The sequence below is a fragment of the Rufibacter sp. JT3400010 genome (assembly GCF_054956755.1).
Genome location: NZ_JBUDXA010000005.1, coordinates 15,107 through 30,617 on the forward strand (window position 1 = coordinate 15,107; position 15,511 = coordinate 30,617).

The following is a 15,511-nucleotide window of genomic DNA, read 5'->3' on the forward strand; positions in this document are numbered from 1 at the left end:
ATAAGGGTAAGTTTAGGCGTTTTACTCGTATCTACTTCAAAAAGCAAACATGAACACAATGGAATTCGATTTTGGAATGGTGGGGTTGGGCGTGATGGGCCGGAATTTACTTTTGAACATAGCAGACCACGGCTTCTCAGTAGTAGGGCTGGATCTGGACCCGCAGAAAGCGGCTGCACTGGAGGCCGAAGCCGACCAGGGCAAAGCCGTGAAAGGCACCACCTCCATTCAGGAATTTGTCAGTTCGCTGCAAAAGCCCAGGGCGCTCATGCTGTTGGTGCCCGCCGGGAAAGCGGTAGATGCCGCCATTGCCAGCCTCACGCCATATCTGGAACCCGGTGACATTGTCATTGACGGCGGAAACTCCTACTTCCCAGATACCAACAGACGCATTGTGGAATTAGAGGCCAAACAACTCCACTTCTTCGGGATGGGCATTTCCGGGGGGGAGAAAGGCGCTCGTTTCGGGCCCAGCATGATGCCCGGCGGCGACCGTCAGGCCTATGAACGGCTGCGCCCCGTGTTTGAGGCGGTAGCAGCCAAAGTAGACGGCGAACCCTGCGTAGCGTATCTGGGCAACGGCTCAGCGGGAAACTACGTGAAAATGGTGCACAACGGCATTGAGTACGGCATTATGCAACTCATCGCGGAGACCTATGACTTACTCAAGCGTGGTTTAGGCAACTCAGATGAAGAGATTCAGCGTCTCTTTGAGGAATGGAACAACAGCGAAGTGCAGTCTTTTCTGGTGGAGATTACGGGCCAGATTCTGAAAAAGACCGATGAACAGACCGGCCAGAAGCTGGTGAGCCTTATCTCTGACTGGGCGAAGCAAAAAGGAACCGGAAAATGGACCTCCCAGAACGCCATGGACCTACAAGTGCCCCTGCCCACGGTAGACATCGCTGTGACCATGCGCGACATGTCGGCGTACAAAGAGGAGCGGATTTTGGCGGCCCAGAGCTTAGCCACCTCCTCTGCAAAGGAAGAAGCCCCTACGGCGGACTGGTACGTGCTGGCAGACCAACTCAGAAACGCTTTCTACTTCGCCATGCTCACCACCTATGCACAAGGTTTGGTGCAGTTGCGCGTCGCCTCAGCCACGTACAATTATGAGCTGGATTTACAGGAAGTAGCCAAAATCTGGCGCGGCGGCTGTATCATTAGAGCGGCCTGCCTGGAAGACATCAGGAAAGCGTACGCGGCAAATCCTGCCTTACCCAACCTGTTGCTGGACCCCACTATTGGACAGGAACTGCTGAACCGGCAGGAAGACATGCGTACCGTGGTGAAACTGGCCATTGACAAAGGAGTTCCGGTACCCGCCTTAATGACGTCCCTAGCCTATTTTGATGCCTACCGCAGCGAAACTTTGCCCACCAACCTCATCCAAGCGCAGCGCGATTACTTTGGGGCGCATACGTATGAGCGCATTGACCAACCTGGCATTTTCCATACCCAGTGGGACTAAACTTCGGCTAGAGGCCTTAACTTCTTTAAGCAAAGACTTCTGTCTTTGCATTTAATTCAGAAACGGTTAGGTCTGTGTAGGCTGTTATTTTGATGCTTGTTTTCTAAAAGCAGGCTAAAACCAGCTATCACGCTTAAGACAGACCAAACCGCTTCACCATTATAAAACAGATCATCTACTTATGAAATCAGCTAAGAAGGCGGCACCTACTATTGTCGTGATTTTTGGGGGAACCGGCGACCTGACCAAACGCAAGCTGCTGCCCGCATTTTATAACCTGTTTCTGGCGGGCTGGTTGCCTAAAGAATTCGCGATTATTGGCTTAGGCCGTTCTGAGTTCAGCGATCCCAATTACCGCACGCACCTCTACGAAGGCTTAACCGAGTTCTCCCGTACAGGTACCCCCGAAAAAGAGTCCTGGGAGACCTTCCACCAGAACATCACCTACCTGCAATCAGACATTAATGACCCCAAGGCTTATCAAAATCTAGCCGATAAACTGGATTCTCTGGATAAAGCCTGGGGACTAAGAGCGAACCGTTTGTTTTATCTGTCGGTGGCGCCGCAGTTTATTGAAGCAGTCACCGTGAACCTGCACAATGCCCAGATTGCAACTGACGTGGCGCGGGACCATATCATTGTGGAGAAACCCTTCGGCAAGGATCTGGAAACGGCCCGCAGCCTGAACAAACTTTTGACACAGTACTTCCAGGAAAGCCAGATCTTCCGGATAGACCATTACCTGGGCAAAGAAACGGTGCAGAATATCCTGGCGTTTCGGTTTGCCAACGCCCTTTTTGAACCGCTCTGGAACCGGAACTACATTGACTATGTGCAGATCAGTGTGGCTGAGCAGGTAGGAGTGGAGGACCGGGGCGGCTACTATGAGGGTTCTGGCGCTTTGCGCGACATGATCCAAAACCACCTTTTGCAACTCCTGTGCATGGTAGCCATGGAGCCCCCTCTGTCTTTTGAGGCCGAAGAAATCAGGAACCGCAAAGCCGACGTGTTACGGGCCATTCGTCCGCTGACGCATGAACAGGTAACCCGCTACGCCGTGAGAGGGCAGTACGGCCCGGGGTGGCAGCAAGGCAAGAAAGTACCCGGCTACCGCGAGGAGGAAGGTGTCAACCCGAACTCTAATACCGAGACCTACGCCGCCATTAAATTCTACCTGGACAACTGGCGGTGGCAGGGCGTTCCGTTCTACCTGCGCACCGGCAAACGCATGCAGGAGAAAAGCTCCAACATTACCGTACAGTTCAGGCCGGTGCCGCACTCCACTTTTTCCAGCACTATGTCTGAAAACCTACTGCCCAACCGTCTCACCATCAACATACAGCCCCAGATGGATATCAGGCTTCGGTTTACCGCCAAACGTGCGGGTCTGGAGATGGATTTAACTCCTGCGGAGATGGTGTTTGACTATGACAATTGCTCTACCCAATCGCCGGAGGCATATGAAACTCTGTTGCTGGATGCCCTGCAGGGCGATGCTACGCTGTTCATGCGCTCAGACCAGGTAGAGGCAGCTTGGGAAGTAGTAACGCCTATTCTGGAAACCTGGGAGTCGCGGCCGTCTTTGGAATTTCCTAATTACCCGGCGGGCATGTGGGGACCAGAAAACGCCGAGGCTTTAATTGCCCGCGACGGGCATACCTGGTCGGTGACCAATCATTTTCAAAAATAAAGCCACGCAAATAAAACATGATAAAGGTACATAAAACCCCCGCCGAACTCAGCAAAGCCGCCGCCGATCTTTTTGTGCAGTCGGCCCAGGAGGCAGTGAAGGAAAACGGACGGTTTACCGTAGCGCTGACGGGTGGCTCGTCGCCGGAGCAGTTGTACAAACTTTTGGCCCAGTCGCCGTACCGGGAATTGGTGCCTTGGGAGCAGACTTTCGTTTTCTGGGGAGACGAGCGCTGGGTGCCTCTTACTGATGACCGCAGCAACGCCAAAATGACCTTTGATGCGCTGCTGCACCACGTGCCCATCTCCAAGAGCCACATCTTCCCCATGTATGGCGAACAGGCACCCGAGGATTTTGCCCTGGATTTCGAAAAACGGCTCCTAAACCACTTCGGGAGTGCTACTCCCCAGTTTGACCTCATCTTGCTGGGCATGGGCGATGATGGCCATACCGCCTCGCTTTTTCCGGGCACCGCAGTCTTGCATGAAACCGAACGCTGGGTGCAGGCCTATTACCTGGAGCCCCAGTCCATGTACCGCATCACGTTCACGGCTCCTTTGCTCAACCAAGCCAAAAAAATCGTGTTCATGACCTTCGGGGATAAGAAAGCCGATGCGCTGCACCAGGTACTGGAAGGCGCGCGTAATCCTGAGAAGTACCCGTCCCAACTCATTAAGCCCGTACACGGGGAAACCCTGTGGCTGGTAGATGAAGCCGCCGCCCGCCAGTTGTCTGGGGGAAGGTAAGTTTACAAGAGTTCACAACTTGTGAACTATAATTTCCCCCTCGCTCACACTCGCCAGAGGCGAGCGAGTGTTCTTTCCTTTCAACTACCAGAAACCATAAACGAAGCCGCATTCAAAATGAGAGCAAAGTAGCAGCTTTCAACTATTGCTTGACTTGCTGTATAAATCATTGTGGTTATGCTTCCATTTCTATTGAATCAATGGTAAACTTTCCATCATTCCAAGAGAAACTAATCAATAAAGGATGGTTTTACTTGTATGTTTTTCAATTAAAATTTGAAAAACGTATCAAATTCGTATTGTAGTTAGATTTATTATGCGATATTTGTTTTACGTTACATTCTAAAAGTCAAGTATTGTGTGTGGAATTGTTTGTGCATTTGATTTAAAAGAAACCTCTGAAGCGTTACGGCCTCAGTTATTGGAAATGGCGAAATGTATCCGGCACCGGGGTCCGGACTGGAGCGGCGTTTTCAGTAATGAGAAGGCCATTTTGGCGCATGAGCGTTTGGCTATTGTAGATCCAACTTCGGGCAAGCAACCTTTGTTCAGCGAAGACGGGCTATTGGTGTTGGCCGCCAACGGCGAGATTTACAACCACTTAGAACTGAGAGAGAAACTCCATATCAACTATAATTTTCAGACCAAATCTGACTGTGAGGTCATTCTGGCCCTGTACAGAGAAAAAGGTACCCAGTTTTTAGACGACCTGAACGGCATCTTCGGCTTTGCCATCTATGACGCCGAGAATGATGCCTATCTCATTGCCCGCGACCACATGGGTATCATTCCGCTATACATTGGCTGGGACGAGAAAGGGACGTTTTACGTGGCCTCAGAACTGAAGGCGCTGGAAGGCAAGTGCGCCAAAATTGAGCTTTTCCCACCGGGTCATTACCTGTCTAGCCAGGAAGAAGGCTTCCAGAAATGGTATGACCGTGATTGGAAGGAATACAAAAACGTAGCCGAAAACGAAACCAACATCCAGGAACTGAGAGAAGCCTTGGAGGCCGCGGTGCACCGCCAACTCATGAGCGATGTGCCCTACGGCGTGCTGCTTTCCGGCGGACTGGACTCTTCCATCACCTCGGCCATTGCCAAAAAATACGCAGAGAAGCGCATTGAAAGCAATGACCGGGAGCAAGCCTGGTGGCCGCAGTTGCACTCCTTCGCCATTGGCCTGGAAGGTTCACCAGATTTGGCAGCGGCCCAAAAAGTGGCTGATCATTTAGGCACCGTTCACCACGAGATAAAATTCACCATTCAGGAGGGGATAGATGCACTCAAGGACGTAATCTACCACCTGGAAACCTATGACGTAACCACCGTGCGGGCTTCTACGCCCATGTACCTGATGGCCCGTGCCATTAAAGCCATGGGCATTAAAATGGTGCTTTCCGGTGAAGGTGCCGATGAAATCTTCGGGGGTTATCTGTACTTCCACAAGGCTCCCAATGCGCAGGCCTTCCACGAAGAAAACGTGCGTAAACTGGACAAACTCCACATGTACGACTGCCTGCGCGCAAACAAATCTCTGTGCGCCTGGGGCATTGAAGGCCGTGTGCCCTTCCTGGACAAGGAGTTCATGGACGTAGCCATGCGCATTAACCCCCAGGACAAGATGATCAACGGCGAACGCATGGAGAAATGGGTGCTGCGCAAAGCGTTTGAAGATTACCTGCCCGCCAGCGTGGCATGGCGCCAGAAAGAACAGTTCTCAGACGGCGTAGGCTACAACTGGATTGACACCCTCAAGGAAATGGTGAACAAGAAGGTAACTGATGAGCAACTAGCCAATGCCAGCGAGTATTTCCCTATTCAGCCGCCTTCCAGCAAAGAGGAGTTCTATTACCGTTCCATCTTCGCGAAACACTTCCCAAGTGACGCCGCGGCACTTTCCGTACCTTCGGTTCCCTCGGTAGCGTGCAGTACACCTATTGCCCTGGAGTGGGATGCCTCCTTCAAAAACCTGAACGACCCCTCTGGCCGGGCGGTAGCCAACGTGCACGCAGATGCGTACCAGAAAGCTGAGTTAGCCGAGTAGTTTCTAAGATAGTTTAGGAAGTAAACCCAAGCCCTACAAGTTCCTGGAACTTGTGGGGCTTGGGTTTTTAATTTTACCATAACTCTTCTACATCAGCAATTCGGTATTTAAGGTACTTCCCAGAAATCAGGGGTAAAACAAAAGTACTTTTTACTGCAGGCACGAGAAAGTGCATTCCCAATCACAGATCAAACTCCTTTTAACCGTACTCTCTATATTTTAAAAAAATTTAAGATGTAGCATAGGGTGATTTCGCTTTAACGCTGTCTATAGAAAAAGGGAAACAAAAACGCGTGATTTCATGCATTCACTAACAATCCCTGAAGCGTTTAAAACTATCACCTTCTGATTCTATGAAAACGTTAAAGAGTGCGACTTCCAGAGTGACCCAGAATGGATTAATGCCTGCATTATTCCAACTAAGAACCAAATCAATTACAGCTAGTCTTAAAACCCTTACCCTGTTGTTGCTGGGTTTCTCTATGTTTTTAGGAAGTTGTACCGAGGAGGAAGATCCCGAGCCTAATAACGGGATAGTGACCGTTGACGCTGGTGCAGACCAGACCATACAAGTGGGCCAGACAGTCACCTTAGACGGCTCCAATTCTAAAGATTCCAAAAATGCGCCGCTTACCTTCAGTTGGTTGGTTACTCAGAAACCGGCTGGCAGTAACATCACCGTCTCCAATCCGGCACAGGCAAAACCTTCTTTTGTGCCAGATGTAGCGGGTGAATATGAGTTAGAGCTAACGGTTTCCAGCGTGAACGGGCAGAAAAAGGACAAGGTGAAAGTGATGACCTTTGCCACCGTAGAAGAGCTGCCGTATGTGGTGCTCAGCCAGGATATTGCCTCCAGTTTAACGCTTACCAACAGAGTGGCAGACCCTAACCAGCCAGATTACGTGGTCACCGGCTTTCTGTGGGTATCGGCTCCCGTTAGGGTTGAACCAGGTGTGGTCATTGAATTTGAGGCTGATAAAGGATTGCGCATTGGGTATGGCGGTTCCCTGAATGCCATAGGTACCGCATCACAGAAAATAGTATTTACCGGTAGAAACAAGGTACCCGGTTTCTGGAAAGGCATATTAGTGGAAACTGCCAGCCCTTTGAACGTCTTTGACTTTGTAGAAGTAGCCTACGGCGGAAGCAGTGATCTTGATAACCTCTCCATGAATGTTAAAACAAACGTGGGTATTGTGGGAGGGTACTTCTCTGAAGCAGCCTTGAAAGTAACGAACTCAGTCTTCAAACATGCGAACGGGTTCGGGATGTGTGCTTCTGGAAATATCATGGGTTTCGCTAATAACACCTTCCATGATAACAGTGCCATGCCTATTTCTGTATCAGCTACTTCTGCACACTTTTTAGATGCAGAATCTAATTTCGTGGTACAAAATGACTCCAAAGGGGTTTCTATTGCGGGCACAGTACCTGAGCACGCAAACGTTACCTGGCCTCGCCTTAAAAATGGGGTGCAATACATTGCCGTAGGAGACCTGAGCATTGAAGGGCACCTGACCGTTGCTCCGGGCGTCACAGTGGAGTTTATGCGCGGCAAAGGCATGGAAGTAAAAGGAATGGGGGTTCTTACTGCGGTGGGCACCGCTAATCAGAAGATTACCTTCACTGGTTGGAGTAAATTAAAAGGGTCCTGGAAAGGGATTGTGATTGCTTCACACAAAGTAATCAGCGAAATAACCCACACAGAAGTTGCTTACGGTGGCGAAACCAGCTACAGACAAGGCAATAAAGATTTCAAAGCCAATATCATGCTCTGGGAAGATCCTAACCAGCCGGGGACAAGGGGCGTGCTGAAACTTACCCACTCTTCCATTACAAACAGTGGCGGATATGGCGTAGTAGTTGCTCCTACCGGTGGATATTTATCTGAGTTTGCCAGCAATACTTTCAGTCAAAATATTGGAGCCTCCATGTATGTTGCTCCAAATCAAATTCATAGGTTAGACAACAACTCCAATTTTCATGGTAACAATGGCTACAACGGCATTGTTACTGAAGGTGTTGTGAGTGAAGGGGGAGAAGTATCCTGGCCAGCTTCTGTAGGTGGATTGTATGTACATGTACTAAGTGATTTATACATAAGAACAGGGGTAAAGATGATTTCTCAGCCAAGAAAATCTATTGTCTTACAATTTGCAGATAATAAAGTATTGCGGGTGCAAAACAACGGTTACCTGGTAGCCAAAGGAATGAATGACGCTAGTGTGGCTTTTACCGGTTTCCACAGCCAGAACCATTTAGCCCACTGGCAGGGAATTATTTTTGAAAGTAGAAGTTCGTTCAATGAGCTGAACGGAGTGAGTGTAAGTTACGGTGGTACGAACATTCCAGGCGAAATAGGACCTACGGCGAATGTAACCGTAAAAGGAGCCCTAAAACTGAAAGACTGTGAAATCTACAACAGTCTGGGGTGGGGAGTTTTCGCTGCGCCTTCCAGCACCATCAATGCAGATGCCAGCACAGAAAACAGATTTGGAAACAATACTAGAGGCAGTGTCTACCAGGTAGACTAAGAAGCCTCACTGTTTTTAAGTTGTTTTCACAAAAAAAGCCGCTCAAAATGATGAGCGGCTTTTTTTGTTAGTTTGAAAAATGATGAATGTTGTATTGAGCTGCTCCACAGTGTACCAATCAGATAAAAAGGGGAAAGAGATTTACGGAGAAATTTCTCTTCTTAAATGCCCTTCAGCAATTTATAAAAAGCATCGGCGTAGGTATCACTGATAGGAATGGTCTGGTCTGCAATGCTGATCCTGTTTTTCTCAATGTGGTCAATCTTGTCAATGGCCACCATAAACGACCGGTGCACGCGGGCGAAATTCTGCGGTGGCAACAGTTCCTCCAGCTTGGCGAAACTGGTAAGCGTCATGATCTTTTCCTGGACGGTATGCACCCGAAGGTAGTCCTTCATGCCTTCAATAAAAAAGATGTCCCTTATGGCGACTTTCTGAATGCGGTGACCCACCTTCAGGAAAAGATACTCGGGCTCGCTTCTAGGCTCAGCTAGTACTTCTTTCTTAGCCGGTTGCTGCCTGGCACTATGTTCCTGGTATATTCGCAGAACCCCTTTGTAGAAGCGTTCAAAGGAAAATGGCTTCACCAGGTAGTCCTTCACCTCTAACTCAAAGGCTTTAAGCGCATACTGGTCATAAGCCGTTGTCAGGATGATCATGGGTTTTGGGTTCAGCATAGGAATGAAGCTGAGCCCGTCCAGGTCCGGCATGTTGATGTCCAGGAAGAGCAAATCAAGTTTGTCTGTTTTCAGGTTTTCCGCCGCCTCCAGAGGGCTCATAAACGTTCCCTTCAGCTCCAGGAAAGGCACTTTGGCCACGTATTCTTCCAGAATTTCCTGGGCCAAAGGCTCGTCATCAATGATGTAGCAGCTGAGTTTCTCTTTCATGGACGTGCGCGTGCGTACCGTTAATTTCTAGACTTACCCTAAACGTTTCAGCGGTGTTTTCAATCACCAAACTATGCTGCCCCGGGTATTGTAATTGCAATCTCTTCTGAACATTCGGCAATCCTATACCACCGGGTTCCTCCACCATACTCTTCTGATGAGTGACTTTGGGGTTCTGAATCTGAAAGGTAAGCGAATCGGCTTTTATATCTACCCTTACCTTTATAGCCTCTGGCTCCAGCCGCGCAGGACTGTGTTTGTATGCATTTTCCAAGAGGTGAATGAATAGCAGAGGTGCAATCTCACAGGTTTCCGGCGCCCCGTGTATGGTCAAGTCCACTACCGGGGAGTTCTTATGCCTAAGCTGCTGCAAGCCTATATAATCCTGTAGGTAGTTTAATTCCCGCGTCAGCGGTACCGTGGGCGCATTGGACTCATAAATCATGTAGCGCATCAAAGAGGCCAGGCGCAAAACTGCCTCAGGAGCGGTGGGCGCTTGTTTGTACACCAACGTGTGAATGTTGTTAAGGGTATTGAACAGGAAGTGAGGATTAATCTGAGATTTCAAATAGTGCAGCTCTGACTCGGCGGCTTGTTTCTCCAACTGTTCTTTCTTGATGGTATTCAGCACCAGATTTTCTGTGACTCGGGCCAGCCAGCTCAGAAAGAGGAAAATGGGTACCAAGGTGATGAGAACCATGGCATAATACTCACCGAAATTCTCCCAAGCATACAGTTTTTTAGGATGGAATAAAACGAAGGGTAAAGGGCCAGTCAAGACAATACCGGACAGCCTTTTAAAATATTCTCTCCTTTTGTTCTTCCCTAAATATTTGGTCAAAAGAAAAAAATGGCTGTAAAAAATATACAAACAGGTCAGAATGAACCCGGTTGTAAAGGGAACCCAGTAAGTATGGTTATCCGTCCACAACTGCAAGCTCACCAAAGAGGTGAATAGAAGCCAGACAATTAGGTGAACCAGCCAGAAGATGTTTTTAACTCTCTGCATAGAACAAAGATACCTTTTCCCCGCAGCCCCTGCACCTCTACTCGACCAGTTCCTTTTCTTAATCTACGAAATGGAAAGCCTAGCCTACCAGCCCACTCACAGATGAAAAGCCACCCTCTGTCGATTACTTTCTAGCGCCGGCATATCAGTTTTTGCGCTGTTTTAGGAAGATGGTTCTTTTACCCAAAAGAGAGTCGGAAAAGAAAAGCCATATCCTCTCTGTCTTCAATCAGTTTGAAAGGTAACATAACATAAACCCCTCACTTTGTCATCCTGAAAGGACCTTGTAGGCGAACTAAATAAGCGCTTGAGTAGACGCAAAGACAGCTTGCTCGCAAGGTCCTTTCAAGATGACGAAGTAGAAGTACACTTGATGATTTCTGACTATTTACTCAATGAATCAAAGCAGCTACTTAAGCTGTGAATTATCTGATTTCAGCCTGATTCTGCAAAATCAGACTGAAATCAGAATGGAAAAAACCTGCCTCTATAAAATTTCGACGGCACAAGCATGAAAAATATGGAAAACCACCAAGAGAGCCTCCTGATACAGAACGTCTCTAAAACTTATGCCAACGGCGTTCAGGCACTAAACAATATTTCGCTGACCATCCCACCCGGCATGTTTGGCTTGTTAGGACCCAACGGAGCAGGCAAATCTACGCTTATGCGCACCTTGGCTACGCTGCAGGAACCAGATCAGGGACAAATATTCCTAGGAAATCTAGATGTGGTGAACCAGAAGGAAGAAGTGCGCCAGACGCTCGGCTATTTGCCGCAGGAATTCGGAGTGTACCCTAAAGCCACCGCCGAGGAATTGCTCGATTACTTCGCGGTACTAAAAGGCTTCACCAACAAAGCATCGCGAAAAGAGGTAACAGAACGCCTCCTAAAACAAACCAACCTCTGGGACAAGCGCAAACAGAAACTAGGCGGCTACTCGGGTGGCATGCGGCAGCGTTTTGGGGTGGCGGTAGCGCTGCTGGGCAACCCCAAACTCTTGATTGTAGATGAACCCACCGCCGGGCTGGACCCCGCAGAACGCATCCGTTTTTTGAACCTGCTGAGTGAGCTAGGCGAAAACAGCGTGGTCATTCTCTCCACACACATTGTAGAGGATGTGTCTGAACTGTGCACCAACCTGGCCATCATCAATCAAGGGAGAATTTTGCTGAAAGCGCAAACCCAACAGGCCGTGGCCGCTTTGCAAGGGAAGATTTGGCGTACGCTCATTGACAAAAACAAGCTACCTGAAGTTGAACGGGAGCACCAGGTCATCTCTGCCAAACTGCTGGGTGGGCAAACAATAGTGCACATTTATAGTCAGGATGATCCCGGCAACGGCTTTGAACTGGCACTGTCAGACCTTGAGGATGTGTACTTCAGTACCATGACAGGCTACTATGGCCAGGCCAATCTGCAACAGAAAGCGGAGGAGGTGCAGCTATGAAGTTCCAGAAGATTTTCCAGTTGGAGTTCAACTACCAACTCCGGCAGGTGACCACGTGGGGGTATTTTGCCGTGGTATTTGTGCTTGCGTACCTGTTCATTACCGCCAACTATGCTTCAGATGCGCGCGAAGGGTACGTGCTGGTCAATGCCCCCGTCGTTATCGCGGCCGTCACGGTCTTATGCTGTGTTTTCTGGCTTTTGATGGGCGGTGCAGTAGCCGGTGACGCCGCCGCCAGAGACGTGCAGACGCGCATGTTCTCCCTCACCTACACCTCGCCGGTCAGCAAAAGGGATTACCTGGGCGGACGGTTCCTGGCTGCCTTTCTGCTCAACGTACTCGTTCTGTTTGCCATACCCATGGGCATTTTGCTCACCCTGTATTGCACGGGGATTGAAGCCGAGATTTTGGGACCATTCAGGGCTACGGCGTACTTCAGTTCCTACTTCTTTCTGGTGTTGCCCAACGCTTTTATTGCCACGGCCATTCAGTTCTCTATGGCGGCACTTTCCCGCAAAGCCGTGGCCAGCTACCTGGGCGGCGTGATCCTTTTTATCGCGGCCTACGCACTGGGGCAGGTGCTGGATGCTACCATGAGTCGGTGGGGACTAGGAACCCTGGTAGATCCCATGGGTTTCACGCCCGTCATAAGCCACCTAAGCAATAAATGGAGCCCCCTAGAATTGAATACGCGCCTGCTTACCCTGGAGGGGATGTTTCTGGTAAACCGTGTCGTATGGTTGGGCATTGCCGTAGGCATGCTGGCGCTGACGTATTTCCGTTTTCGGTTCGTTTTGCCGGAAACAGCCCCCAAACGGAAGCAGGCGAAACAACCAGATACAAATGAAAAAGACTTGGCTTGGCTGAAATGGGCACCTGCAGCACCATTATCACAGATGCGGGGAACCTTCAATTTCACAACACGCTTGCACCAGATAAAGCTGATCACCCGCAATTCGTTCTGGGCGTTGGCAAAAGGCAAAACCGGGCTGCTGCTGTTGGGACTGATGGCCCTGGTGATTGGTGCCGCCATGCCGGGCAATTTGAAAAGCAAGGGCGTTCCCCTGTTGCCCAGAACCGACCAAATTCTACCTATTCTAACGGCCCCTTTTACGGAACCCGGAAAGTTCTGGATCATCATTTTCCTGCTCACTATTTTCTACGCCGGTGAGCTGGTCTGGCGCGAAAGGGAAAGCGGCCTGAGCGAACTCTCTAACGCGGCTCCGGTACCGGAATGGGTGCTGTTCCTGAGCAAGTTCTTTTCGCTTAGTCTCCTGCTTTTTATCTGGCTCGTTTTCCTGCTGTTTTCTGGAATTTTGGCTCAAATCGCAATCGGCGGAGCCGAGGTGGAGGTAGGCCTGTATCTAAAAGTGCTCTTCGGGTTTCAGTTGGTAGAATGTCTACTCTTTGCCTTGCTGGCGTTGGTGGTGCACGTGGTGGTTAATCAGAAATACCTTGGACATTTGGTGGCGCTGCTTATTTTTGGATGCCTCATGTTTGCCTCCAAATTAGGGCTAGAGCACAAGCTGCTTATTTTCGGGTCTAGCCCGAAGTGGACGTATACCAGCATGGGTGGTTTTGCCAATTCTGTGGCACCGTGGCTGTGGTTTAAAGCTTACTGGGTTGCGTGGGCGGTTTTGCTGTCAGTAGTGGCAAAGCTTTTATGGGTACGCAGCCGGGAGGTAAGTTTAAAAGCTCGGCTTCAATTGGCTCGTCATCGGTTTACCAAGTCTACTGCCTTGACCACGGCCGTAGCCGTAGGGGGCATTCTCCTGTTGGGCTGCTTTGTCTTCTATAACACCAACGTGCTGCATGACTATATCAACTCCTCCGCGGCAGCGGCGCAACGGGCTGATTACGAGCAGCGCTATAAGCAATACCAAAACGTGCCTCAGCCTCTGCTGACCAGCGTAAATCTTCGGGTAGAAATGTGCCCAAAACAGCGGGCGGTGGAGATACAAGGCACGTACCTGCTGGTGAATAAAACCCAGACATCCATTGACTCCATTCATCTGGCTATGGGAGCGGGCGTTGAAACAACTGCCGTGAACTTTGGCATTTCAGCGAAAGAAGTTCTAAAGGACGAGGAGCACGGCTACCGAATATACGCCTTAACAAAACCCCTTCAGCCCGGCGACTCTGTGCGTCTGCGTTTTCAGGTAGCTTACAAAGCCCAAGGCTTTACCAACAGTGGAGCCGATGCGCAGATGGTGGCAAATGGCACCAACTTCCGGAACATAGAGTGGCTTCCGGTCATAGGGTACCAACCGTACCGGGAATTGGATGCCGCTGCCGCCCGAAAAACGTATGGTTTGGCACCTCGTCCCGCCACCGCTTCGCTCTATGATCTAGAAGCTCGTCGGTATGCCCCGTTTTCAGAGCGAATCAGCTTTGAGGCAGTTGTGGGGACAGAGGTCAACCAACAGGTGGTGGCACCCGGCACCTTGCTCCAAACCTGGACCAAAGACGGCCGCCGCTACTTCCATTACGCCTCAGACGCGCCCATCCGAAATGAATATGCTTTTTTCTCGGCGAACTACACAGTGCAGGAGGGGAAATGGCCAAACCCATCGGCTAATCCGGGAGAAGAGGTAAACATCCAGATTTTCTACCCGCAGGGCCTTACCATGAACCCGGAACGGATGGTGAGGAGTGCAAATGCCTCGTTGGATTATTACACCAAGCAGTTTGGGCCTTACCCGTACCGTCAACTCCGGTTTGTGACCCATCATGGATATGGTTTTGGGAACCATGCCGCGCCTATCAATATTACGGCAGAGGAGGGCTTTTTCCTTCTGAACTCAGAGGCAGATGAACGGGGCTTTGATTTGGTGACGGCCGTGGTGGCACATGAAGTAGCGCACCAATGGTGGGGCAATCAGTTGAAACAGGCCTATGTAGAGGGAGCAGGTCTCATTACCGAAAGCCTTGCCTGGTACTCGGCTATGGGCGTGCTGGAGGAAAAATACGGTCCTACGCACCTGAAGAAGCTATTAAGCTTTCTGATGGAAGAGTACGAGAACCCGCAAACTAAAGCCGCCTTACCGCTGCTGCAAGCCGATGACTGGTACCAAAACTACCGCAAAGGACCTATGGCCCTGTATGCGTTGAGCAAGTACATAGGGAAAGATAAAGTAAACGGTGCCCTCCGGAATTTGCTGCAAAAAAACTCTCCCGGCAAAGTTCCGTTTGCCACTTCCCTAAACCTCTACCAAGAACTGGAAGCGGCCACTCCAGACTCGCTCCAGTACCTGCTTCACGACCTCTTCAAGGCCAACACCTTCTGGGATCTAAAGGCGACCCAGTCTGCCGTAAAGCAAACCAAAGAAGGTGCCTGGCAGGTGACTCTCACCGTGGAGGCCCGCAAAACGGTGGTAAGCGAAGCTGGGTTGGAGAGGGAGGTTCCTCTGAAGGATTGGATAGAAGTAGGCATTTATGGGCCAGCCAAAGCAGGGGAGGAACAGGGCCAACCTCTTTACCTGCAAAAGCACTTCATTCATTCTAAACAGCAGACCATCACGGTGACGGTGCCAGGCAAACCCTCGCAAGTGGGTATAGACCCTAATCACCTGATGATTGACTGGAACACGAAGGATAATCTGGCAGAGGTGAAGAAGTAAGGGAAGGGGTAAAGGCACATTTTCTCAGATGCGTCTTTACCCCTCCCCTAATTGTTAAAA

Annotated in this window: 9 protein-coding genes; 7 read left to right on the forward strand and 2 right to left on the reverse strand. The window is 50.0% G+C overall.

What is annotated here, in order from left to right; all coding sequences use genetic code 11:
* Positions 1 to 49 precede the first annotated feature (49 nt).
* The 5 genes from gndA to ACY0JR_RS06500 all read left to right on the forward strand — a co-directional run bounded on the left by gndA (position 50) and on the right by ACY0JR_RS06500 (position 8,485).
* Positions 50 to 1,471: an NADP-dependent phosphogluconate dehydrogenase gene (gene gndA, locus ACY0JR_RS06480; protein WP_462633129.1), complete on the forward strand. Its 1,422-nt coding sequence runs from the start codon at positions 50 to 52 to the stop codon at positions 1,469 to 1,471.
* A gap of 181 nt (positions 1,472 to 1,652) precedes the next feature.
* Complete coding sequence (gene zwf, locus ACY0JR_RS06485) at positions 1,653 to 3,161, forward strand: glucose-6-phosphate dehydrogenase (protein ID WP_462633130.1); 1,509 nt, start codon at positions 1,653 to 1,655, stop codon at positions 3,159 to 3,161.
* Between the two features lie 17 nt (positions 3,162 to 3,178).
* Complete coding sequence (gene pgl / locus ACY0JR_RS06490) at positions 3,179 to 3,907, forward strand: 6-phosphogluconolactonase (protein ID WP_462633131.1); 729 nt, start codon at positions 3,179 to 3,181, stop codon at positions 3,905 to 3,907.
* A 358-nt stretch (positions 3,908 to 4,265) separates the two neighbouring features.
* Positions 4,266 to 5,951: an asparagine synthase B gene (gene asnB / locus ACY0JR_RS06495; protein ID WP_462633132.1), complete on the forward strand. Its 1,686-nt coding sequence runs from the start codon at positions 4,266 to 4,268 to the stop codon at positions 5,949 to 5,951.
* Between the two features lie 353 nt (positions 5,952 to 6,304).
* Positions 6,305 to 8,485: a PKD domain-containing protein gene (locus tag ACY0JR_RS06500; protein ID WP_462633133.1), complete on the forward strand. Its 2,181-nt coding sequence runs from the start codon at positions 6,305 to 6,307 to the stop codon at positions 8,483 to 8,485.
* Positions 8,486 to 8,646: 161 nt separating this feature from the next.
* Here ACY0JR_RS06500 and ACY0JR_RS06505 read toward each other — a convergent pair whose 3' ends face one another.
* Positions 8,647 to 9,372 (reverse strand): LytR/AlgR family response regulator transcription factor, encoded by a 726-nt coding sequence (locus ACY0JR_RS06505; RefSeq protein ID WP_462633134.1) that lies wholly within the window; start codon positions 9,370 to 9,372, stop codon positions 8,647 to 8,649.
* Entirely contained in the window at positions 9,341 to 10,072 is a 732-nt protein-coding gene (locus ACY0JR_RS06510) for a sensor histidine kinase (RefSeq protein WP_462633135.1), read from the reverse strand. Before ACY0JR_RS06510 ends, ACY0JR_RS06505 begins: the two co-directional genes overlap by 32 nt.
* Positions 10,073 to 10,901: 829 nt before the next feature.
* Here ACY0JR_RS06510 and ACY0JR_RS06515 point away from each other — a divergent pair.
* The gene (locus ACY0JR_RS06515) at positions 10,902 to 11,831 is read left to right on the forward strand and encodes an ABC transporter ATP-binding protein (protein WP_462633136.1); all 930 of its coding nucleotides are present in this window, start codon (positions 10,902 to 10,904) and stop codon (positions 11,829 to 11,831) included.
* The gene (locus ACY0JR_RS06520) at positions 11,828 to 15,451 is read left to right on the forward strand and encodes an ABC transporter permease/M1 family aminopeptidase (RefSeq protein WP_462633137.1); all 3,624 of its coding nucleotides are present in this window, start codon (positions 11,828 to 11,830) and stop codon (positions 15,449 to 15,451) included. Before ACY0JR_RS06515 ends, ACY0JR_RS06520 begins: the two co-directional genes overlap by 4 nt.
* Positions 15,452 to 15,511: the final 60 nt, after the last annotated feature.

What these genes read in the sequence shown, in the direction of transcription:
- gndA (WP_462633129.1), top strand. Translation starts at nt 50, where the DNA reads ATGAACACAATGGAATTCGATTTTGGAATGGTGGGGTTGGGCGTGATG.
- zwf (WP_462633130.1), top strand. Translation starts at nt 1,653, where the DNA reads ATGAAATCAGCTAAGAAGGCGGCACCTACTATTGTCGTGATTTTTGGG.
- pgl (WP_462633131.1), top strand. Translation starts at nt 3,179, where the DNA reads ATGATAAAGGTACATAAAACCCCCGCCGAACTCAGCAAAGCCGCCGCC.
- ACY0JR_RS06500 (WP_462633133.1), top strand. Translation starts at nt 6,305, where the DNA reads ATGAAAACGTTAAAGAGTGCGACTTCCAGAGTGACCCAGAATGGATTA.
- ACY0JR_RS06505 (WP_462633134.1), bottom strand. Translation starts at nt 9,372, where the DNA reads ATGAAAGAGAAACTCAGCTGCTACATCATTGATGACGAGCCTTTGGCC.
- ACY0JR_RS06510 (WP_462633135.1), bottom strand. Translation starts at nt 10,072, where the DNA reads ATGGTTCTCATCACCTTGGTACCCATTTTCCTCTTTCTGAGCTGGCTG.
- ACY0JR_RS06515 (WP_462633136.1), top strand. Translation starts at nt 10,902, where the DNA reads ATGGAAAACCACCAAGAGAGCCTCCTGATACAGAACGTCTCTAAAACT.
- ACY0JR_RS06520 (WP_462633137.1), top strand. Translation starts at nt 11,828, where the DNA reads ATGAAGTTCCAGAAGATTTTCCAGTTGGAGTTCAACTACCAACTCCGG.